Source organism: Parasphingorhabdus sp., from assembly GCF_048269865.1.
Taxonomy (GTDB): domain Bacteria; phylum Pseudomonadota; class Alphaproteobacteria; order Sphingomonadales; family Sphingomonadaceae; genus Parasphingorhabdus.
The window spans coordinates 133,570-147,871 of record NZ_JBLWUA010000003.1; the positions used below are offsets into that span (position 1 = coordinate 133,570).

Annotated in this window: 15 protein-coding genes; 8 read left to right on the top strand and 7 right to left on the bottom strand. The window is 57.2% G+C overall.

Annotation, left to right across the window (positions count from 1 at the left end; all coding sequences use genetic code 11):
* Positions 1-36 precede the first annotated feature (36 nt).
* Complete coding sequence (locus ACN0WW_RS04985) at positions 37-927, bottom strand: alpha/beta fold hydrolase (protein WP_417610022.1); 891 nt, start codon at positions 925-927, stop codon at positions 37-39.
* A gap of 77 nt (positions 928-1,004) precedes the next feature.
* Between ACN0WW_RS04985 and ACN0WW_RS04990 the strand changes: the two genes are divergently transcribed.
* Positions 1,005-2,747 carry an N-acyl-D-amino-acid deacylase family protein gene (locus ACN0WW_RS04990; protein ID WP_417610496.1) on the top strand — a complete coding sequence of 581 codons (1,743 nt, stop codon included), beginning with the start codon at positions 1,005-1,007 and terminating at the stop codon, positions 2,745-2,747.
* Between the two features lie 45 nt (positions 2,748-2,792).
* On the opposite strand, the gene ACN0WW_RS04995 is transcribed toward ACN0WW_RS04990, so the two are convergent.
* The 4 genes from ACN0WW_RS04995 to dnaN all read right to left on the bottom strand — a co-directional run bounded on the left by ACN0WW_RS04995 (position 2,793) and on the right by dnaN (position 7,017).
* Entirely contained in the window at positions 2,793-4,874 is a 2,082-nt protein-coding gene (locus tag ACN0WW_RS04995) for a TonB-dependent receptor plug domain-containing protein (RefSeq protein ID WP_417610024.1), read from the bottom strand.
* Positions 4,875-4,972: 98 nt separating this feature from the next.
* Entirely contained in the window at positions 4,973-5,419 is a 447-nt protein-coding gene (locus ACN0WW_RS05000) for a hypothetical protein (RefSeq protein ID WP_417610026.1), read from the bottom strand.
* A 120-nt stretch (positions 5,420-5,539) separates the two neighbouring features.
* Positions 5,540-5,890, bottom strand: coding sequence for a hypothetical protein (locus ACN0WW_RS05005; RefSeq protein WP_417610028.1), 351 nt, complete (start codon positions 5,888-5,890; stop codon positions 5,540-5,542).
* 11 nt (positions 5,891-5,901) lie between these two features.
* Positions 5,902-7,017, bottom strand: coding sequence for a DNA polymerase III subunit beta (gene dnaN, locus ACN0WW_RS05010; protein ID WP_417610030.1), 1,116 nt, complete (start codon positions 7,015-7,017; stop codon positions 5,902-5,904).
* Positions 7,018-7,247: 230 nt separating this feature from the next.
* On the opposite strand from dnaN, the gene ACN0WW_RS05015 reads away from it, so the two are divergent.
* From ACN0WW_RS05015 to rlmN, 3 genes are read left to right on the top strand one after another with little or no spacing between them, the layout of a single operon-like run.
* The gene (locus ACN0WW_RS05015) at positions 7,248-7,892 is read left to right on the top strand and encodes a histidine phosphatase family protein (RefSeq protein ID WP_417610032.1); all 645 of its coding nucleotides are present in this window, start codon (positions 7,248-7,250) and stop codon (positions 7,890-7,892) included.
* Positions 7,889-8,383, top strand: a complete 495-nt coding sequence (locus ACN0WW_RS05020) for a hypothetical protein (RefSeq protein WP_417610034.1) — start codon at positions 7,889-7,891, stop codon at positions 8,381-8,383. Before ACN0WW_RS05015 ends, ACN0WW_RS05020 begins: the two co-directional genes overlap by 4 nt.
* Positions 8,384-8,406: 23 nt before the next feature.
* Positions 8,407-9,663, top strand: a complete 1,257-nt coding sequence (gene rlmN / locus ACN0WW_RS05025; protein WP_417610036.1) for a 23S rRNA (adenine(2503)-C(2))-methyltransferase RlmN — start codon at positions 8,407-8,409, stop codon at positions 9,661-9,663.
* Here the strand turns inward: rlmN and ACN0WW_RS05030 are convergent.
* Complete coding sequence (locus tag ACN0WW_RS05030) at positions 9,660-10,049, bottom strand: RidA family protein (RefSeq protein WP_417610038.1); 390 nt, start codon at positions 10,047-10,049, stop codon at positions 9,660-9,662. The genes rlmN and ACN0WW_RS05030 overlap by 4 nt on opposite strands.
* Before the next feature lie 265 nt (positions 10,050-10,314).
* Here ACN0WW_RS05030 and ACN0WW_RS05035 point away from each other — a divergent pair, with 265 nt between their 5' ends.
* The 4 genes from ACN0WW_RS05035 (at position 10,315) to ACN0WW_RS05050 (ending at position 13,779) form a co-directional block, all read left to right on the top strand.
* The gene (locus ACN0WW_RS05035) at positions 10,315-11,109 is read left to right on the top strand and encodes a cytochrome b/b6 domain-containing protein (protein WP_417610040.1); all 795 of its coding nucleotides are present in this window, start codon (positions 10,315-10,317) and stop codon (positions 11,107-11,109) included.
* The gene (locus tag ACN0WW_RS05040) at positions 11,106-11,864 is read left to right on the top strand and encodes a molybdopterin-dependent oxidoreductase (RefSeq protein ID WP_417610042.1); all 759 of its coding nucleotides are present in this window, start codon (positions 11,106-11,108) and stop codon (positions 11,862-11,864) included. Before ACN0WW_RS05035 ends, ACN0WW_RS05040 begins: the two co-directional genes overlap by 4 nt.
* A 35-nt stretch (positions 11,865-11,899) precedes the next feature.
* Positions 11,900-13,150, top strand: coding sequence for a class I SAM-dependent methyltransferase (locus tag ACN0WW_RS05045; RefSeq protein ID WP_417610044.1), 1,251 nt, complete (start codon positions 11,900-11,902; stop codon positions 13,148-13,150).
* Between the two features lie 146 nt (positions 13,151-13,296).
* Entirely contained in the window at positions 13,297-13,779 is a 483-nt protein-coding gene (locus ACN0WW_RS05050) for a DUF4440 domain-containing protein (protein WP_417610046.1), read from the top strand.
* A 6-nt stretch (positions 13,780-13,785) separates the two neighbouring features.
* Here the strand turns inward: ACN0WW_RS05050 and ACN0WW_RS05055 are convergent, their stop codons facing one another.
* Positions 13,786-14,229 carry a DUF1801 domain-containing protein gene (locus tag ACN0WW_RS05055; protein WP_417610048.1) on the bottom strand — a complete coding sequence of 148 codons (444 nt, stop codon included), beginning with the start codon at positions 14,227-14,229 and terminating at the stop codon, positions 13,786-13,788.
* Positions 14,230-14,302: the final 73 nt, after the last annotated feature.

Genomic DNA, 14,302 nt, shown 5'->3' on the forward strand with positions numbered 1-14,302 from the left:
TTGTCGCCATACTCAAATTAATTCAAAATTCTTTGGCTAGCCGAGCGAATCCCGCAAAATCGCATTCACCTTTTCGGGGGCTTCCTGTTGCACCCAGTGCGACACGCCGGGCAGGCGGTGCAGTTCGAGATTGGGGACCCACTCTTCGGTGCCGTCGGTGCAGCGGATATCGATCGCGCTGTCTTCCTCGCCCCAGACCATCAGCGTCGGAACGTCAACCATGCCATCGCCAATGCAGCGCGCATCTGGCGTGCGCAGCAGGGCGCGATAATAGTTGATCATGGACCGAAGCGCGCCGGGACGGCTGGCGGCGTCGGCATAAATCTGTAAGTCTTTCTCTGGAAAGCGGCTTTTGTCGACGGCCATGCGGGAAAAGGCGCGCTTGATCCGTTTGGCGCCATGCCGGCCCAGAAACCATTCCGGGATACGGGGGAGCTGAAAGAAGAAAATATACCAGCTTTTCTTCAACTGATACCAGTGCTTCAATTCCCGCTGCGCGCATTTCGGGTGGGGGACGTTCATGATCACCAATCTCGTCAGCGGCCGGGTTTTGAGGATCGCGAAATGCCAGGCAATGATCGCGCCCCAGTCGTGCGCGATCAGGGTCACCTCCTCGGCGCCGCTGGCATCAATCAGCGCCGCGACATCCTGCACCAGCGTGTTCAGGCGATAAGCCTCGACGCCTTCCGGTTTGCTCGAGCCGCCATAGCCACGCAAATTGGGTGCCCAGACCTTATAGCCCAGTTCGACGAGTAGCGGGATCTGGTGGCGCCAAGAGTAATGCAGCTCGGGAAAGCCATGCAGGCATAGTGCCAGCTTTTTGCCTTCACCAGCGGTAGCCACTTCCAGTTTCTGGCCGTTGGCTTCCATCCATTGCATGGTGATGCCGCTTTCCGGTGCGGGGTTCCAGGAAAATGAATCGTCCATATTCTATTCTATCATCATCAGACTTTAATCATCCAGTTAAATCTGGTAAGCACAGGCAAAATATAAAGGAGAGAATGATGCACGATCTGGTAATTCGGGGCGGTACTGTGGTTGATGGAACCGGCGGCGAGCCTGTTGTGGCCGATGTCGCGATTGATGGCGACCGGATTTCGCTGGTCGGGACGGTGGCGGCGCAGGGGCGTGAAGAGATTGATGCTACCGGCAAATTTGTAACGCCTGGTTTTGTCGATGTGCATACTCATTATGATGGCCAGGCGACCTGGGATGACGAGATGGCACCCTCCAGCTGGCATGGTATTACCACGGTGGTGATGGGCAATTGCGGTGTTGGTTTCGCGCCGGCCAAACCCGACCGGCACGACTGGCTCATCGGTCTGATGGAAGGTGTCGAGGATATTCCCGGTACGGCGCTCGCCGAAGGGATGAGCTGGAACTGGGAAACCTTTCCCGAATATCTCGATGAACTGGAAAAAATGCCGCGGACCGTCGATGTGGCGACCCATGTGCCGCACGGGGCGGTCCGCGCCTATGTGCTTGGCGACCGGGAGAAACCCGGTGCTGTTCCTACCCAGGATGAAATCGATCAGATGTCGAAAATCGTCGAGGACGGACTCAGGGCCGGCGCGCTCGGCTTCTCGACCTCGCGCACTATTTTGCATCGCAGTGTCGACGGCGAGCTGGTGCCCGGCACCACGGCGACCAAGGAAGAACTGATCGGCATTGGTCGGGCGATGGGCAGGGTCGGTTATGGCGTGTTTGAAATGGCCAGCGATCTCAACAGGGAATGGGACGAATTCGGGTGGATGGGCGACCTCAGCCGCGAAACCGGCATGCCGGTGACCTTTGCCGCGCTGCAGTCGATTGCCAAGGAACAGTCACTCGACGAGCAGATCGCCAATATGCGCGCGGAAAATGACAATGGTGCCAATATCATTGCGCAGATTGCGCTGCGCGGCAACGGCATCGTCATGGCCTGGCAGGGCACTGTGCACCCGTTCATCCGGCACCCGAGCTGGATGGCGATGGAAGAGCTCAGCTGGGATGAAAAATATGCCAGGCTGAAGGACCCGGCATTCAAGGCGCAATTGTTGAGTGAGACCAGCACGCCGCCGGAACAGGTCGACATGATGCCGGTGTTCATGGTGATCACGCAGGGCTGGGCGATGCAGTTCGAAATGGACCCGGATTTCAACTATGAACCGCAGGCCGATGAAAGCATCGCTGCCCGCGCCGAAGCCGCTGGCAAATCCGGTGCCGAATATGCGTATGACCTGATGATGGCAGACGACGGCAAGGGCTTTATCTATCTGCCATTGCTCAATTATATGGATGGCAATCTCGATTTTCTGGAGACCCTGCAGCAGGCGGACGATACGGTGAACAGCCTGTCCGACGGCGGCGCGCATTGCGGCACGATCTGCGATGCAGCGAGCCCGACCTTCATGCTCGAACATTGGGTGAAGAACCGCAAGCGCGGCACGATCACGCTCGAACATGCGATCAAGCGGCAATGCCTCGATACGGCGCGGCTCTATGGCCTCTATGATCGCGGACTGCTGAAGCCCGGTTATCTCGCTGACGTCAATGTCATCGATATGGACCGGATCAAGCTTGGCAAGCCATGGCTGGCCTTTGACCTGCCGGCGGGCGGCAAAAGACTGCTGCAGAAGGCGGACGGCTATGACTATACGATCAAATCCGGCCAGGTGACGTTTAAGGGCGGTGTTGTGACCGACAAGCGTCCGGGCGGGCTGATCCGTGGTCCGCAGATGGTCGAGATGCTCGAAGCGGCGGAATAGAGCGCAGCCGGTTTTCCGGCTGCGCCCCAAAATCAGTTTGCAGAATTAGAATCCGGTCCAGCGGATCCGGATAAAGGCGCTTCTGCCTGCGCCCGGCAGGCGTGCGCCGATTGCCACGTCCGAACCGCTGACGCGGTTATAGCCTGCGAGATGTTCGGTATAATTTTTGTTGAACAGATTTTCCACACTGGCGTCGAGCGTGAGACTTGGTGTCAGTTCTACATGACCGAACAGGCCCGCCAGCAAATAGCCATTGCTCGGCTGTTCGTCGTTGGTGGCAGACACCTTCTTCTGATCTGCAAAGACCTGCAGTTCTGCGCCGAGATGCCAGGCCGTCTCCTGCCAGCTCAAGGCGACGCGCGCATTTGGCGGTGCGATGCGATAGAGATTGTCGTCAATGTCGCGACGTTTTGCCCGGACGTAGCTCGCCGTGCCATCCAGATGCAGCGGCCCGCTGATATTCCAGCCGAAATCGAGGTCAGCGCCGTAAATCTCCGCATCGACATTGCCAAAGCGCAAGGGCGTCAGATCGCCGTTCATATTTGCGACCATTTCCACCGGACTGTTGATGATGCCCGGTGTGTCATCGAACGGAACGCCCTGAATGAAATCATCCACACGACGATAAAAAAGCGTCGGGCGTGCGTAGAATTGGCTATCCTGATAGTCGAAGCCGAGCTCGGCAATCCACGCCTTTTCATTCTTCAGATTCAGATCGCCGACGTAGATATTTCCGTCGGCGAGGCCCCCACTGGCACCGGTGGGTAGCCATGAGAAACGCTCAAGTGCAGAGGCCACACGGGTTTTATACGCCAGTGAAAGCCGGGGCTTGAAACTCCCGATATCACTCCAGAAGCGCGCCGCTACATCAATTGTATCATCGGACCAGCTGCGATCCGAAGCGGCAAAAGCACTGGCGAGAAGGCGTGGACCCATCGGCACTGCGCTGCCCAGAAACGGCGACCCTGCCTCCATCCGGTGATGATCAAAGCGGGCGCCGATTTCGGCTTCAACAGCGCCAAATCCCAGACGGCTTTCGACGAAGGCACCGAGCCGGCTACCCGAAATATTGTTCAGCGATGTCAGGAAAAAATCCGGGTTCATCGGATTGGTGATCCGCACATCCTTGTCCATCACTTCGACGTCAGCACCCAGTCTGACATGACGATCTGGCGACCCAATGCGTAGCGAGGTGGAAGCAGTGCTGGTGTCTGCGTCGGCAAAAGTGGCGCGCTGGCGCATCGGGCTGGGCGGTCCCTGGCGCAGGGAAAAATTGTCCATTAGATGTCGAACCGCGACATGGCCCGCTTCCAGTTCCAGATAGAGATTGTCGCTGAGCTTGCCTTCATAAGCGAGGCTCAGGAAGTCGGTGTTGAAATACTGGATATCCATCGGGAAAGGTGGGTTGCCGGTCGGGTCGGTTTCCTGACGGCGGTAGGACAGGGTCAGGCTGCCGTCGCCGACTTTCAAGCCCGCATGCGCTCCATAGTTCAGCCGCTCGAAGCTGGATGCAGCAATCGTTCCGCCCGGAAATTGCAGGTCATCGCCTTTCTCGTAGGAAGCGATGACCCCCAGTTTGACCCGTTCGCTGGACAGGCTGACAAGCCCTCCCATGAGATAGCTGTCGTCGCCGCTGCGATAGCCCGCGGTCAGATCGGCTTGCGGTTGCAGGGCAGCACCATCGGAGAACTGGGCTTCTTTCAAAATGGCATTCACGCCACCGCCGAGACCCGGGCCTTTGCGCACGGGACTGATGCCCCGGTCGATTTCGATCCGATCGACTAAAGCCATCGGCGCATAATGCAGCGGTGGATCCATAAGATTGGGGCCGCCAGAGGAAAAGCGCTGACCGTTAACGCGGACCAGGATACGATCACCGAACAGGCCGCGATACTGGACCTGACCGGACAGGCCGCCATTGTCGATCAAGGCGGCGCCCGGTGCCCGCGCTACCAGCGACGCTGCGTCGGGGCTGGAGACAATTTCCTTCTCGCTTTCAATCTCGTCGATGGTCGCCGCAGCGCGCTGACCGGTGACGATAATATCAGTGAGCGGGTGGGCTTCGGCATAAGCAGGAGAGGCGAGGACGATGTTCGCCGTAAAGGCGGTTAATATTGTTCTATTCATGATAAATCCCAAACGGCCATGGCCACCAAGTGGGCCGGCCGCAAAACAATGCAATGGTGCGATCCCTCACGCGTCAGGGGCGGAGATCGCGGGCTATTTCAGATGGTTTGGGAAATTACAGGCGGTCCGGTCGCTGGCGGGATATTGACGCGGTTGCGCAGCGCAAAGCGGCGGGGTTCTGAGGGTTCGTGCGTGGCCGGTTGGAGCGTTGGTGGAGACAGCATCGGCCCCTCGGCAGCAGGGCCAAAGGCGGAACCGAAGGCGAAGGCGCAGACGGATGTGTCCTGTTTGGAAGCGGGCTCCGGCGTATCGTTCTGCTTGTCACCATAGACCAGCTTGAGCAGTGCATAGTCCGGATCGTCCGCCGCTACCGTCAGGAGGTTGTTGGCATGGCCGGAGCAGAGCTTGATCGCGAAGCCGTCGGTGGTCTGGGTGGGCATAAAGCCTTGCGGGGCAAGCGTACTCAATAATATCGCAAGCAGGGCGAAGGCGTGGAACGCTGACTTGGTTTTCAGAAACCGGGATAGGGACAGGTGCCGATTCATAGTATAGCCGGCCGTTATATTGCGTCGTGGCGGTGAATGCTAGCCCTCGAAACATTCTCCTTCGAGAGAGAATGACAATACTTGAATAGCTTGATGGAAGCTGGGAAGGTCCACCGATCTCTAAGGAAGATCTTTAAACCGCACCAGATACAACGGCAGTGAAGGCAAATTTGCGCCGACAACTTTCATGAAACCGTGCATCATATCGTCTTCTCTCGTCAATTCAGCTTCTAGGTTCGCTTCCGTTATGCTGGGTCCCCAAACGCTTTCCATGTCAGGATCAAATTGGGTAATTGAGAAACTTCCTATGAATTTATCTCCGGAGACTTCGTAAGTTCCTACATAGGCGAAACCGGAGTCGCCGCCAAAACCTCGACCACTTTCTAATACTAGCACACCACCGTTATCAACTTGACCGGGACTTTGGTGGTCTCCAAATTTGACAAGCCACAAAGCTTCAACTGAAGGCATATGCTTTTCCTCTAAACCCGCATCGGCATCAGCACGTAAAGCGCTGGGCTTTTGTCATTCTCGCGGATCAGCGTCGGGGCGCTCGCATCGGCGAGGTGCAGTTCTACGGTATCGCCTTCAATCTCGCCGAGAATATCCATCAGATATTTCGAGTTAAAGCCGATTTCGAATGTATCGTCCTTGTAGGCCCCCGGCACTTCTTCCTCGGCCTTGCCATTTTCCGGCGAGGTGACGGACAGGGTGATCTTGTCGTCGCCGAGCGCCATCTTGACCGCGCGGGTCTTTTCGGTGGCGATGGTCGACACGCGGTCGACGCCCTGGGCGAAGCTTTTCGGGTCGATCTTGAGCAGCTTGTCATTGCCGGTCGGGATGACGCGGGTGTAATCCGGGAAGGTACCGTCGATGAGCTTGCTGGTCAGGATCGCGGTGCCGAGTGTGAAGCGGATCTTGCTGGCCGACAGATTGATCTGCACGGAAGATTCGCTGTTCTCGTCCAGCAATTTGCGCAGTTCGTTGACGCATTTGCGCGGGACAATCACATCCGGCATGCCTTCTGCGCCAGCCGGGCGGGGCAAGGTGACCCGGGCGAGACGGTGGCCGTCCGTGGCGGCGGCCTTCAGCACTGGTGATTCCTCATCCTGCACGTGAAGGAAGATGCCGTTGAGATAATAGCGAGTTTCCTCGGTGGAGATCGCAAAGCGGGTCTTGTCGATGATCTGGATCAGTGCGGTCGCCGGCAATTCAAAACTGGTGGGCAGTTCGCCTTCGGCAATGATCGGAAAATCGTCGCGGGGCAGAGTCTGCAAGTTGAACCGTGCACGACCGGCATTGACCTTCATCTTGCCATCGGCGGCGTCGAGCTGGACCTGCGATCCGTCGGGCAGCTTGCGGGCGATGTCGAACAGGGTGTGTGCGGAAACAGTGGTGGAACCGGCGGTCTCGACCTGGGCTTCGACGGTCTCAACAACCTGCAGGTCGAGGTCGGTCGCCATCAGCTTGATGCTGCCGTCGGCGCTGGCTTCGATCAGCACATTGGAGAGGATCGGTATGGTGTTGCGCCGCTCAACCACGGACTGGACATGGCCCAGGCTCTTTAGCAATGCCGCGCGTTCAATGGTCGCTTTCATAAACCGTCCTTCTTGTTCCCAGTTATCCGTGAAAATAGATGTGCGGAAGCACTCCGGTCTGGTTCACGGATAGTCCATGGCTTCATTAACAATAAAGTCCCGCAGGGCAAGCCCGATCGCCTTCTCATAACCGATAATGCCGTGAAAAACTGTGGAAAAAAGCGTGCAGGCAGCTAAAGCCGCTGGGGTAAGGGGTGGATTTTACCATTTCGGGACAGAATAGGGTTAATATGAGCGGCATCGACACTAACGGTAAACGCCTGTTTATTGCGCGGCACGGCGAAACGATCTTCAATCTGGCAGGCCGCATTCAGGGCGAGCATGTTCACACACCACTGACCCGCACCGGCTTTGCCCAGGCCGATGAAATGGGCCGCGTGCTGGCGCTGCATCTGGAAACGGAAGAGCCGATACTGGATCTTGTTGCTTCCGACACGGATCGGGCGTTGCAAACTCTGTCGCTGATTGCCGAGCATGTCGGTCTGGACTGGCATCAGGCGCGCAGTGATCCGCGGCTGCGGGAGATCGATATGGGTGAATGGGGCGGTGCATGGTACAGCGATCTCGCCGGAAAACTTGAAATTGACGAAACGGAGCGACTGTTTGTGACCGTGGCTCCCGGTGGCGAGGATTATCGGGCTATCGCAAAACGGCTTGAACATTGGATTGCGGACCAGGATTTTGCCCGAGATGCGGTGGTGATCAGTCACGGCATGACGAGCCGCGTGTTGCGCGGTCTGCTGACCGGTATGGACCCGCACCCCCGCTTTGGTGCGCCGATCGCAGAAGGCTTGCCGCAGGGCTCTATCGTGCAGATTTGTGATGGTGTGGAAGAGATTGTTCATCTCGGTGGAGGGGAGGGAGAGAAGGCTTGAACAAGCGGCTCGTTCTTCTCGCATTGGCTGCGTCTGCTCTTGCGACACCAGCGATCGCGAAAGACTCTCTGGGCATATTCAACAGCTGGGGCGCTTTCCGCGATCCGGATGTTCCGCGCTGCTATGCAATTGCGGAGTCGGAAGAAATTACCGGCAAGGCGCAGCGCAAATCCTTCGCCACCATCGGTTTCTGGCCCAACCGGTCAATCCGGAGACAGTTCCATGTCCGCCTGAGCCGCGACCGCTCGACCAACAGCCGGGTGATGGTGAGCATTGCCGGTCGCCGATTTCAGCTGACCGCCAGCCGCAGAGACGGCTGGTCGCAGGACAAGCGAATGGATGCCGCCATTGTTGCTGCGATCCGGTCCGCGACCAGCATGACCGTTGAGAGCGTCGGTCGTGACGGCAAACCGATCGTGGATGCCTACCGTTTGCGCGGCGCGGCGACCGCGATTGATGCGGCCTCGCTGGGATGTTCGCGGTTGCGGTAGATTTTCCTCAAAACAGTCCTTATATGCCGCTCATGCAGATTCCCGGCCATATTGATCCCGTTCCCTTGCCCGCCAAGGTCACTCCGCGCCCCGACGGAAGGCTGGACCTTATCGGTCTCAGCGTCGGCGAAATACGCGAAGTGCTGATCGCCGCGGGACTGGAGGAAAAACAGGGAAAGCTGCGGTCCAAGCAGCTGTTCCACTGGATGTACCATCGCGGGATCAGCGACTTCGCGCAGATGACCGACATGAGCAAGACGCTGCGGCCCTGGCTGGCCGAACGATTTGTGATCGGACGGCCGGAAATTGTCGAAGCCCATCTGTCAGAAGACGGGACGCGTAAATGGCTGCTCCGCTCGGCGGATGCCCAGGATTATGAAATGGTGTTCATCCCCGACGAGGATCGCGGGACTTTGTGCATTTCCAGCCAGGTCGGCTGCACGCTCAATTGCCGTTTCTGCCATACTGGCACGATGCGGCTGGTTCGCAATCTCACCCCCGGCGAGATTGTCGGGCAAGTGATGCTGGCGCGCGATGCGCTGGGGGAGTGGCCGAAAGGCGTGATGGATTTTGCCGACGACGAAGAATCGGAAAATACCAAGGAATATAATCAGGCTTACAAGTCCGACGGCCGGCTGCTGACCAATATCGTGCTGATGGGCATGGGCGAGCCGCTGTATAATTTTGATAATGTCCGGGATGCGATGAAGATCGTCATGGATGGCGACGGACTGGCGCTGTCCCGCCGCCGGATCACGCTGTCGACCAGCGGCGTGGTGCCGATGATCGCGCGCGCCGGTGAGGAGATCAACGTCAATCTCGCAATTTCGCTGCACGCGGTGAACAAGGAAACGCGGGACGAGATCGTGCCGCTCAACCGCAAATATTCGATCGAGGAACTGCTGCAGGCATGCGCCGACTATCCGGGGGCCAATAATGCCCGGCGGATCACCTTTGAATATGTGATGCTGAAGGACAAGAATGACAGCGATCAGGACGCCCGCGAACTGGTCAATCTGCTGCGCAAATATGATCTGCCGGCCAAGGTCAATCTCATCCCGTTCAATCCCTGGCCCGGTTCCGACTATGAATGTTCCGCGCCGGAGCGGATCAAGGCATTCTCGAAGATCATCTTTGACGCAGGTATCAGCGCGCCGGTCCGGACGCCGAGAGGACGGGATATCATGGCGGCGTGTGGCCAGTTGAAATCGGCCAGCGAAAAGAAGAGTCGCGCAGAACTGGATCGTCTGGCGGAAGAAAAACAGGCGGCGTTGGGCTAGACGGCCGCAATGACGTCAATCTCGACCATCAGGTCCGGCAAGGCCAGGGCTTGTACCTCAACAATCGTGTCCGCCGGATAGGGATACTCAAAATAGACTTTCCGCGCCTGCACGATTTTGGGGAAATTCTGCATCTCGGTGAGATAGATGGTGACCTTGACGATTTGGTCCTTGGAGCTGCCCGCCGCATGCAGAACGCGGTCGATATTTTTGAAAACCTGCGCCAGTTGCGCGTCGAAATCGCCGGGGCCGGCGATCTCGCCCTGCTCGTTGATCGCTGCCTGACCCGAGAGAAACAGCAGATCGCCAACCTGCCACCCCGGTGATATCGCGTAGGGCGCAAGCGGATCAGGATCCAGTTTTACAACTTGTTTATAGGCACTCATAATCTCTGATCCTTCAAACCATGAGCCTGCATTTTGCCGGATTTTGGACGTTTTGGAAAGGTACAAAAAGGGCGGATATCGCTATCCTCCCCGTTTCCTGTCGCCGGAATTTTCAGAATCCTGCCGCCGCACGATGGCCAAGAAATCGATGAATTGAATATGAGCGGGAGGCGGAGTGAGATGATCACTTGGCGGCTGAGAGTAACGATAGGCTTGGCAATGCCGAACCAGTAGCTAGAGTGTATTCATGCCAAGGGACGTTCTTATGCAAAACCACCCCCGCCATCGCCTGACAACCCGCCTTTGGCACGGGGTTAATGCGCTGTGCCTGCTGATATTGCTGATGAGCGGTCTGACGATTTTCAACGCCCATCCGCGGCTCTATTGGGGGGAATATGGGGCCAATAATGACTATGCCTGGATGGCGGTCGGCTCCTCGTCCACCATGGGATATCTTCGCTTTGGTGAAACGCGTATTGAGACGACCGGGGTCTTGGGAAACTGGCAGGATAGTGAAGGGCGCACCCGCACATGGGTCTTTCCCGGCTGGGCAACCATACCATCCTCTTACAGTCTGGCCGACGGCCGCCGCTGGCACTTTTTCTTTGCCTGGATATTCAGCCTTGGTCTGATGCTGTTCATGATCCGGTCGCTTTGGAACCGGCATGTCCAAAGGGATTTGCACATGAGCAAAAAGGAGTGGAGGCCGTCCCATATCTGGCGATCCTTCCGCGACCACACCAGGATTTCCGTCATCCGGCAATCGTGGTCTGAGGAGTATAACGTCATCCAGAAATTGACCTATATCGGGGTGATATTCATCCTGCTGCCGCTGATGATATGTACCGGCCTGGCGATGTCGCCTGCGATGGACGCCAACTGGCCGTTGTTGACGGACCTGTTTGGCGGCCGCCAGTCCGCGCGGTCGGTGCATTTTATCACTGCTTCGCTGTTGGTGCTATTTTTCGTGATCCATATGGTGATGGTGCTTTTGTCGGGCCCGATACGCCAGATCCGGGGCATTATTTTAGGCGGCACCCGCAAGGAGCAATCGAAATGACCATAATCTCGCGCCGAACCCTGATTACCAGCGCTGCTCTTGGCGCAGGCGGCCTCTTGACCGGCTGCGATGCCCTGAACCGCAACCCGGATTTCCAGCGCATGTTGGCGAGCGCCGAAACGGCTAATTTTACGGTCCAGCGGGCGCTCGGCGACAGGTTTCAGATGGCCAGCGAATATAGCGTGGCAGACCTGTCTCCGACTTTTCGGGCGAACGGCACGCGCGATCCGGCGACCCCGGCTTATGCTGCCAGCGAAGCGCAGGGTTTTGCCAACTGGTCGCTGCGGCTGTTCGGACTGTTCCAAAAGCCTCAGCAGTTCAGCATCGCGGCGCTCCAGGCGATGCCGCAGCGCACCCAGATCACCCGTCACGACTGTGTCGAGGGGTGGAGCGCGATCGGGCAATGGACCGGAGTGCCGCTCAAGATATTGCTCGATATCGCAAGGCTGCAGGACCGCGCCCGGTTTCTGGTTTTTCACTGTGCCGACAAATTGGGCGGCCGGCCCTATTATGAAAGCATCGATCTGGTGGACGGCTTTCATCCGCAGACGATATTGGCGCACCGTCTGAACGGTCAGGCCTTGCCGGTCGCCAATGGCGCGCCGCTGCGGCTCAGGGTGGAGCGTCAACTCGGCTATAAGCACGCGAAATATATAACCGGCATAGAAGCCGTCGCCTCTCTGGCCGGCATCGGTGAAGGCAAGGGCGGCTATTGGCAGGATGTCGCTAATTACGCATGGTATGCGGGCATTTGATTTCATCATAATTTGAGCTGATCGGGAGTGAATATATGTCGATATTGGGCAGATTTCTGCAAAACGTCATTGAGAAAGGCTCAATACGGGTTACCCATGCGGACGGGTCTACCGAGAAATTTGGCACATCGACTGCGGGCTATCCTGACGTAGGTATCCGGCTCGCCGACAAAGGCGTGATCCGACAGATTTTGCTGGATCCGCGGCTGGGCGCAGCAGAGGCGTTCATGGATGGCCGCCTGATTGTCGAGCAGGGCGACATCATGGAGCTGGTCCAGCTGCTGCGCGCCAATCGGCCATTCGAACGTGGTGGCAAGCTCAAAGAGCCGAGCCCGTTGAAGAAAGTCCGCGATCGTGCGGCGGGCAGCCTTGACCGGATCAACCGGCTTGGCCGGTCCAAAAGCAATGTCGCGCATCATTATGATATCGGCAACGACCTCTACGAGCTATTTCTCGACGACGACCTGCAATATAGCTGCGCCTACTGGGACTTTGACAAGCATGGGCCGGATCTGACGCTGGAACAGGCCCAGGCCGACAAAAAAGCGCATATTGCCGCCAAGCTCGATCTGAAGCCGGGGCAGCGGGTGCTCGATATTGGCTGCGGCTGGGGCGGCATGGCGCTCTATCTGCATCGGAAAACAGGAGCGGAGGTTCTCGGGATCACGTTGAGCGAAGAGCAGCTTAAAAAGGCCCGGGAACGGGCCGAAAAGGAAGGCGTCGCTGATAAGGTAAAGTTCGAACTCATAGACTATCGTGACCTCGCTCAACGCGACGCCGGGGCATTTGACCGGATTGTTTCGGTCGGGATGTTCGAGCATGTCGGTACACCGCAATTCAAGACCTTCTTCCGCTGCTGTGCCAACCTGATGACCGACGACGGGGTGATGCTGTTGCACACGATCGGCAGAATGGGCGGACCCGGCACAACCGACGCCTTTACCCGCAAATATATTTTTCCCGGCGGCTATATTCCGGCGCTGAGCGAAACCCTCGCGGCGAGCGAGCCATTTCGCCTGATCGCTACCGATATCGAGACGCTACGGCTGCACTATGCCTTCACCTTGCGCGAATGGTACAAGCGGACGGTGCAGAACCGCGATAAAATCATCGCGCTCTATGACGAGCGTTTCTACCGGATGTGGACCTTCTATCTCGCCGGCGCGACGGCGGCTTTTGAAAATGGCGGCATGTGCAATTACCAGATCCAGTTCAGCCGCAATCGTCATGAATTGCCGATAACGCGCGACTACATCGGCGAAACGGAGAAAAATCTGCTGAGCTAGTTTCAGGTGTTTTGCGAACGGGACGTTCCGCAAACCGGTAAATTCGATCAGTGATCATGGTCATTCGACTAACGGCGCCAGAGACGGTTTTATTTGTCCGCAGACATTAGCATAAACGGTCCTCAACTTCGCGATGGAGGAACAAAATGCGTAGAGCCTTTTATGCGCTACCCCTGTTGGTATTTGCAATATCTGCCCCGACAAAAGCTGAAACAACACAGGACAGACAGGCGGACGAAAAGCAACTGCGTCACATCAAGTCCACTCTCTGGCCGGGCTATTACCGCGACCAGAATATTGATGGGTTAAGAGATTTTCTGGCTAGCAGCTTTGTTAATATTGGTCCTGATGGATCGGCTGTGGAGAAGGATGAGGAACTTGCCGCGCTGGCGGGAGACCCATGGAATCCAGTGAATTTCCGCTATGTCGTGGATCGGTTGGACTGGCATGGAGAGGACCTCGTCACGATCACCGGACGGGGAATGAGCGAAAGGACGAATAGAGACGGTTCAACCTGCCTGCACAGCTACGCATCGTCGAATTTGTTGCGCCGGGCGGAAGCGACAAAAGCAGGCTGGCAAGCGCTTTCGAGTCATGTCTCGGGAGTTGAATGCAACCCATTGGATTAACTTCTCTTATGCCGGATAGCGCTCATTCATCAGCGCCCAATTGTTGCTGATGAGCTGTTCCAATATGACCACGTCCACTTGTTCGAGGCGATTGATATAGAGGCAGGACTTGCCGACGCTATGCTTGCCCAGCAACCCGAATAGCCGGTCTTGCTCCGCTTGTGCATCGGGTGTGCAATAGGCCCCCATTAGATAGAGGCTGTGCTTGGCCTTCCGCGGCGAAAAACCGGTGCGCAGCCAAGTCCCTTCTCGGCCACTTGCATATTTATAGTCATAGCTGCCGAACCCGATGATGCTGTCGCCCCACATTTTGGGTTGCTCGCCGGTTATGCGCCGGAACAGGTCGATCAGTTGCCGGGCTTCCTCTCGCCTGCGTTCCGGCTCGGCGGTGGCGATGAAGGCTTCGACATCTGCACTGGTCGGTTTGGTTTTCAGATCCGCTTTTGCCACAATCCTCTCCTTATTATTCCAGCATATCATATTGCGCGGTAAATTGGAGCCTGTTAGGCGCGGCGCTTAATTC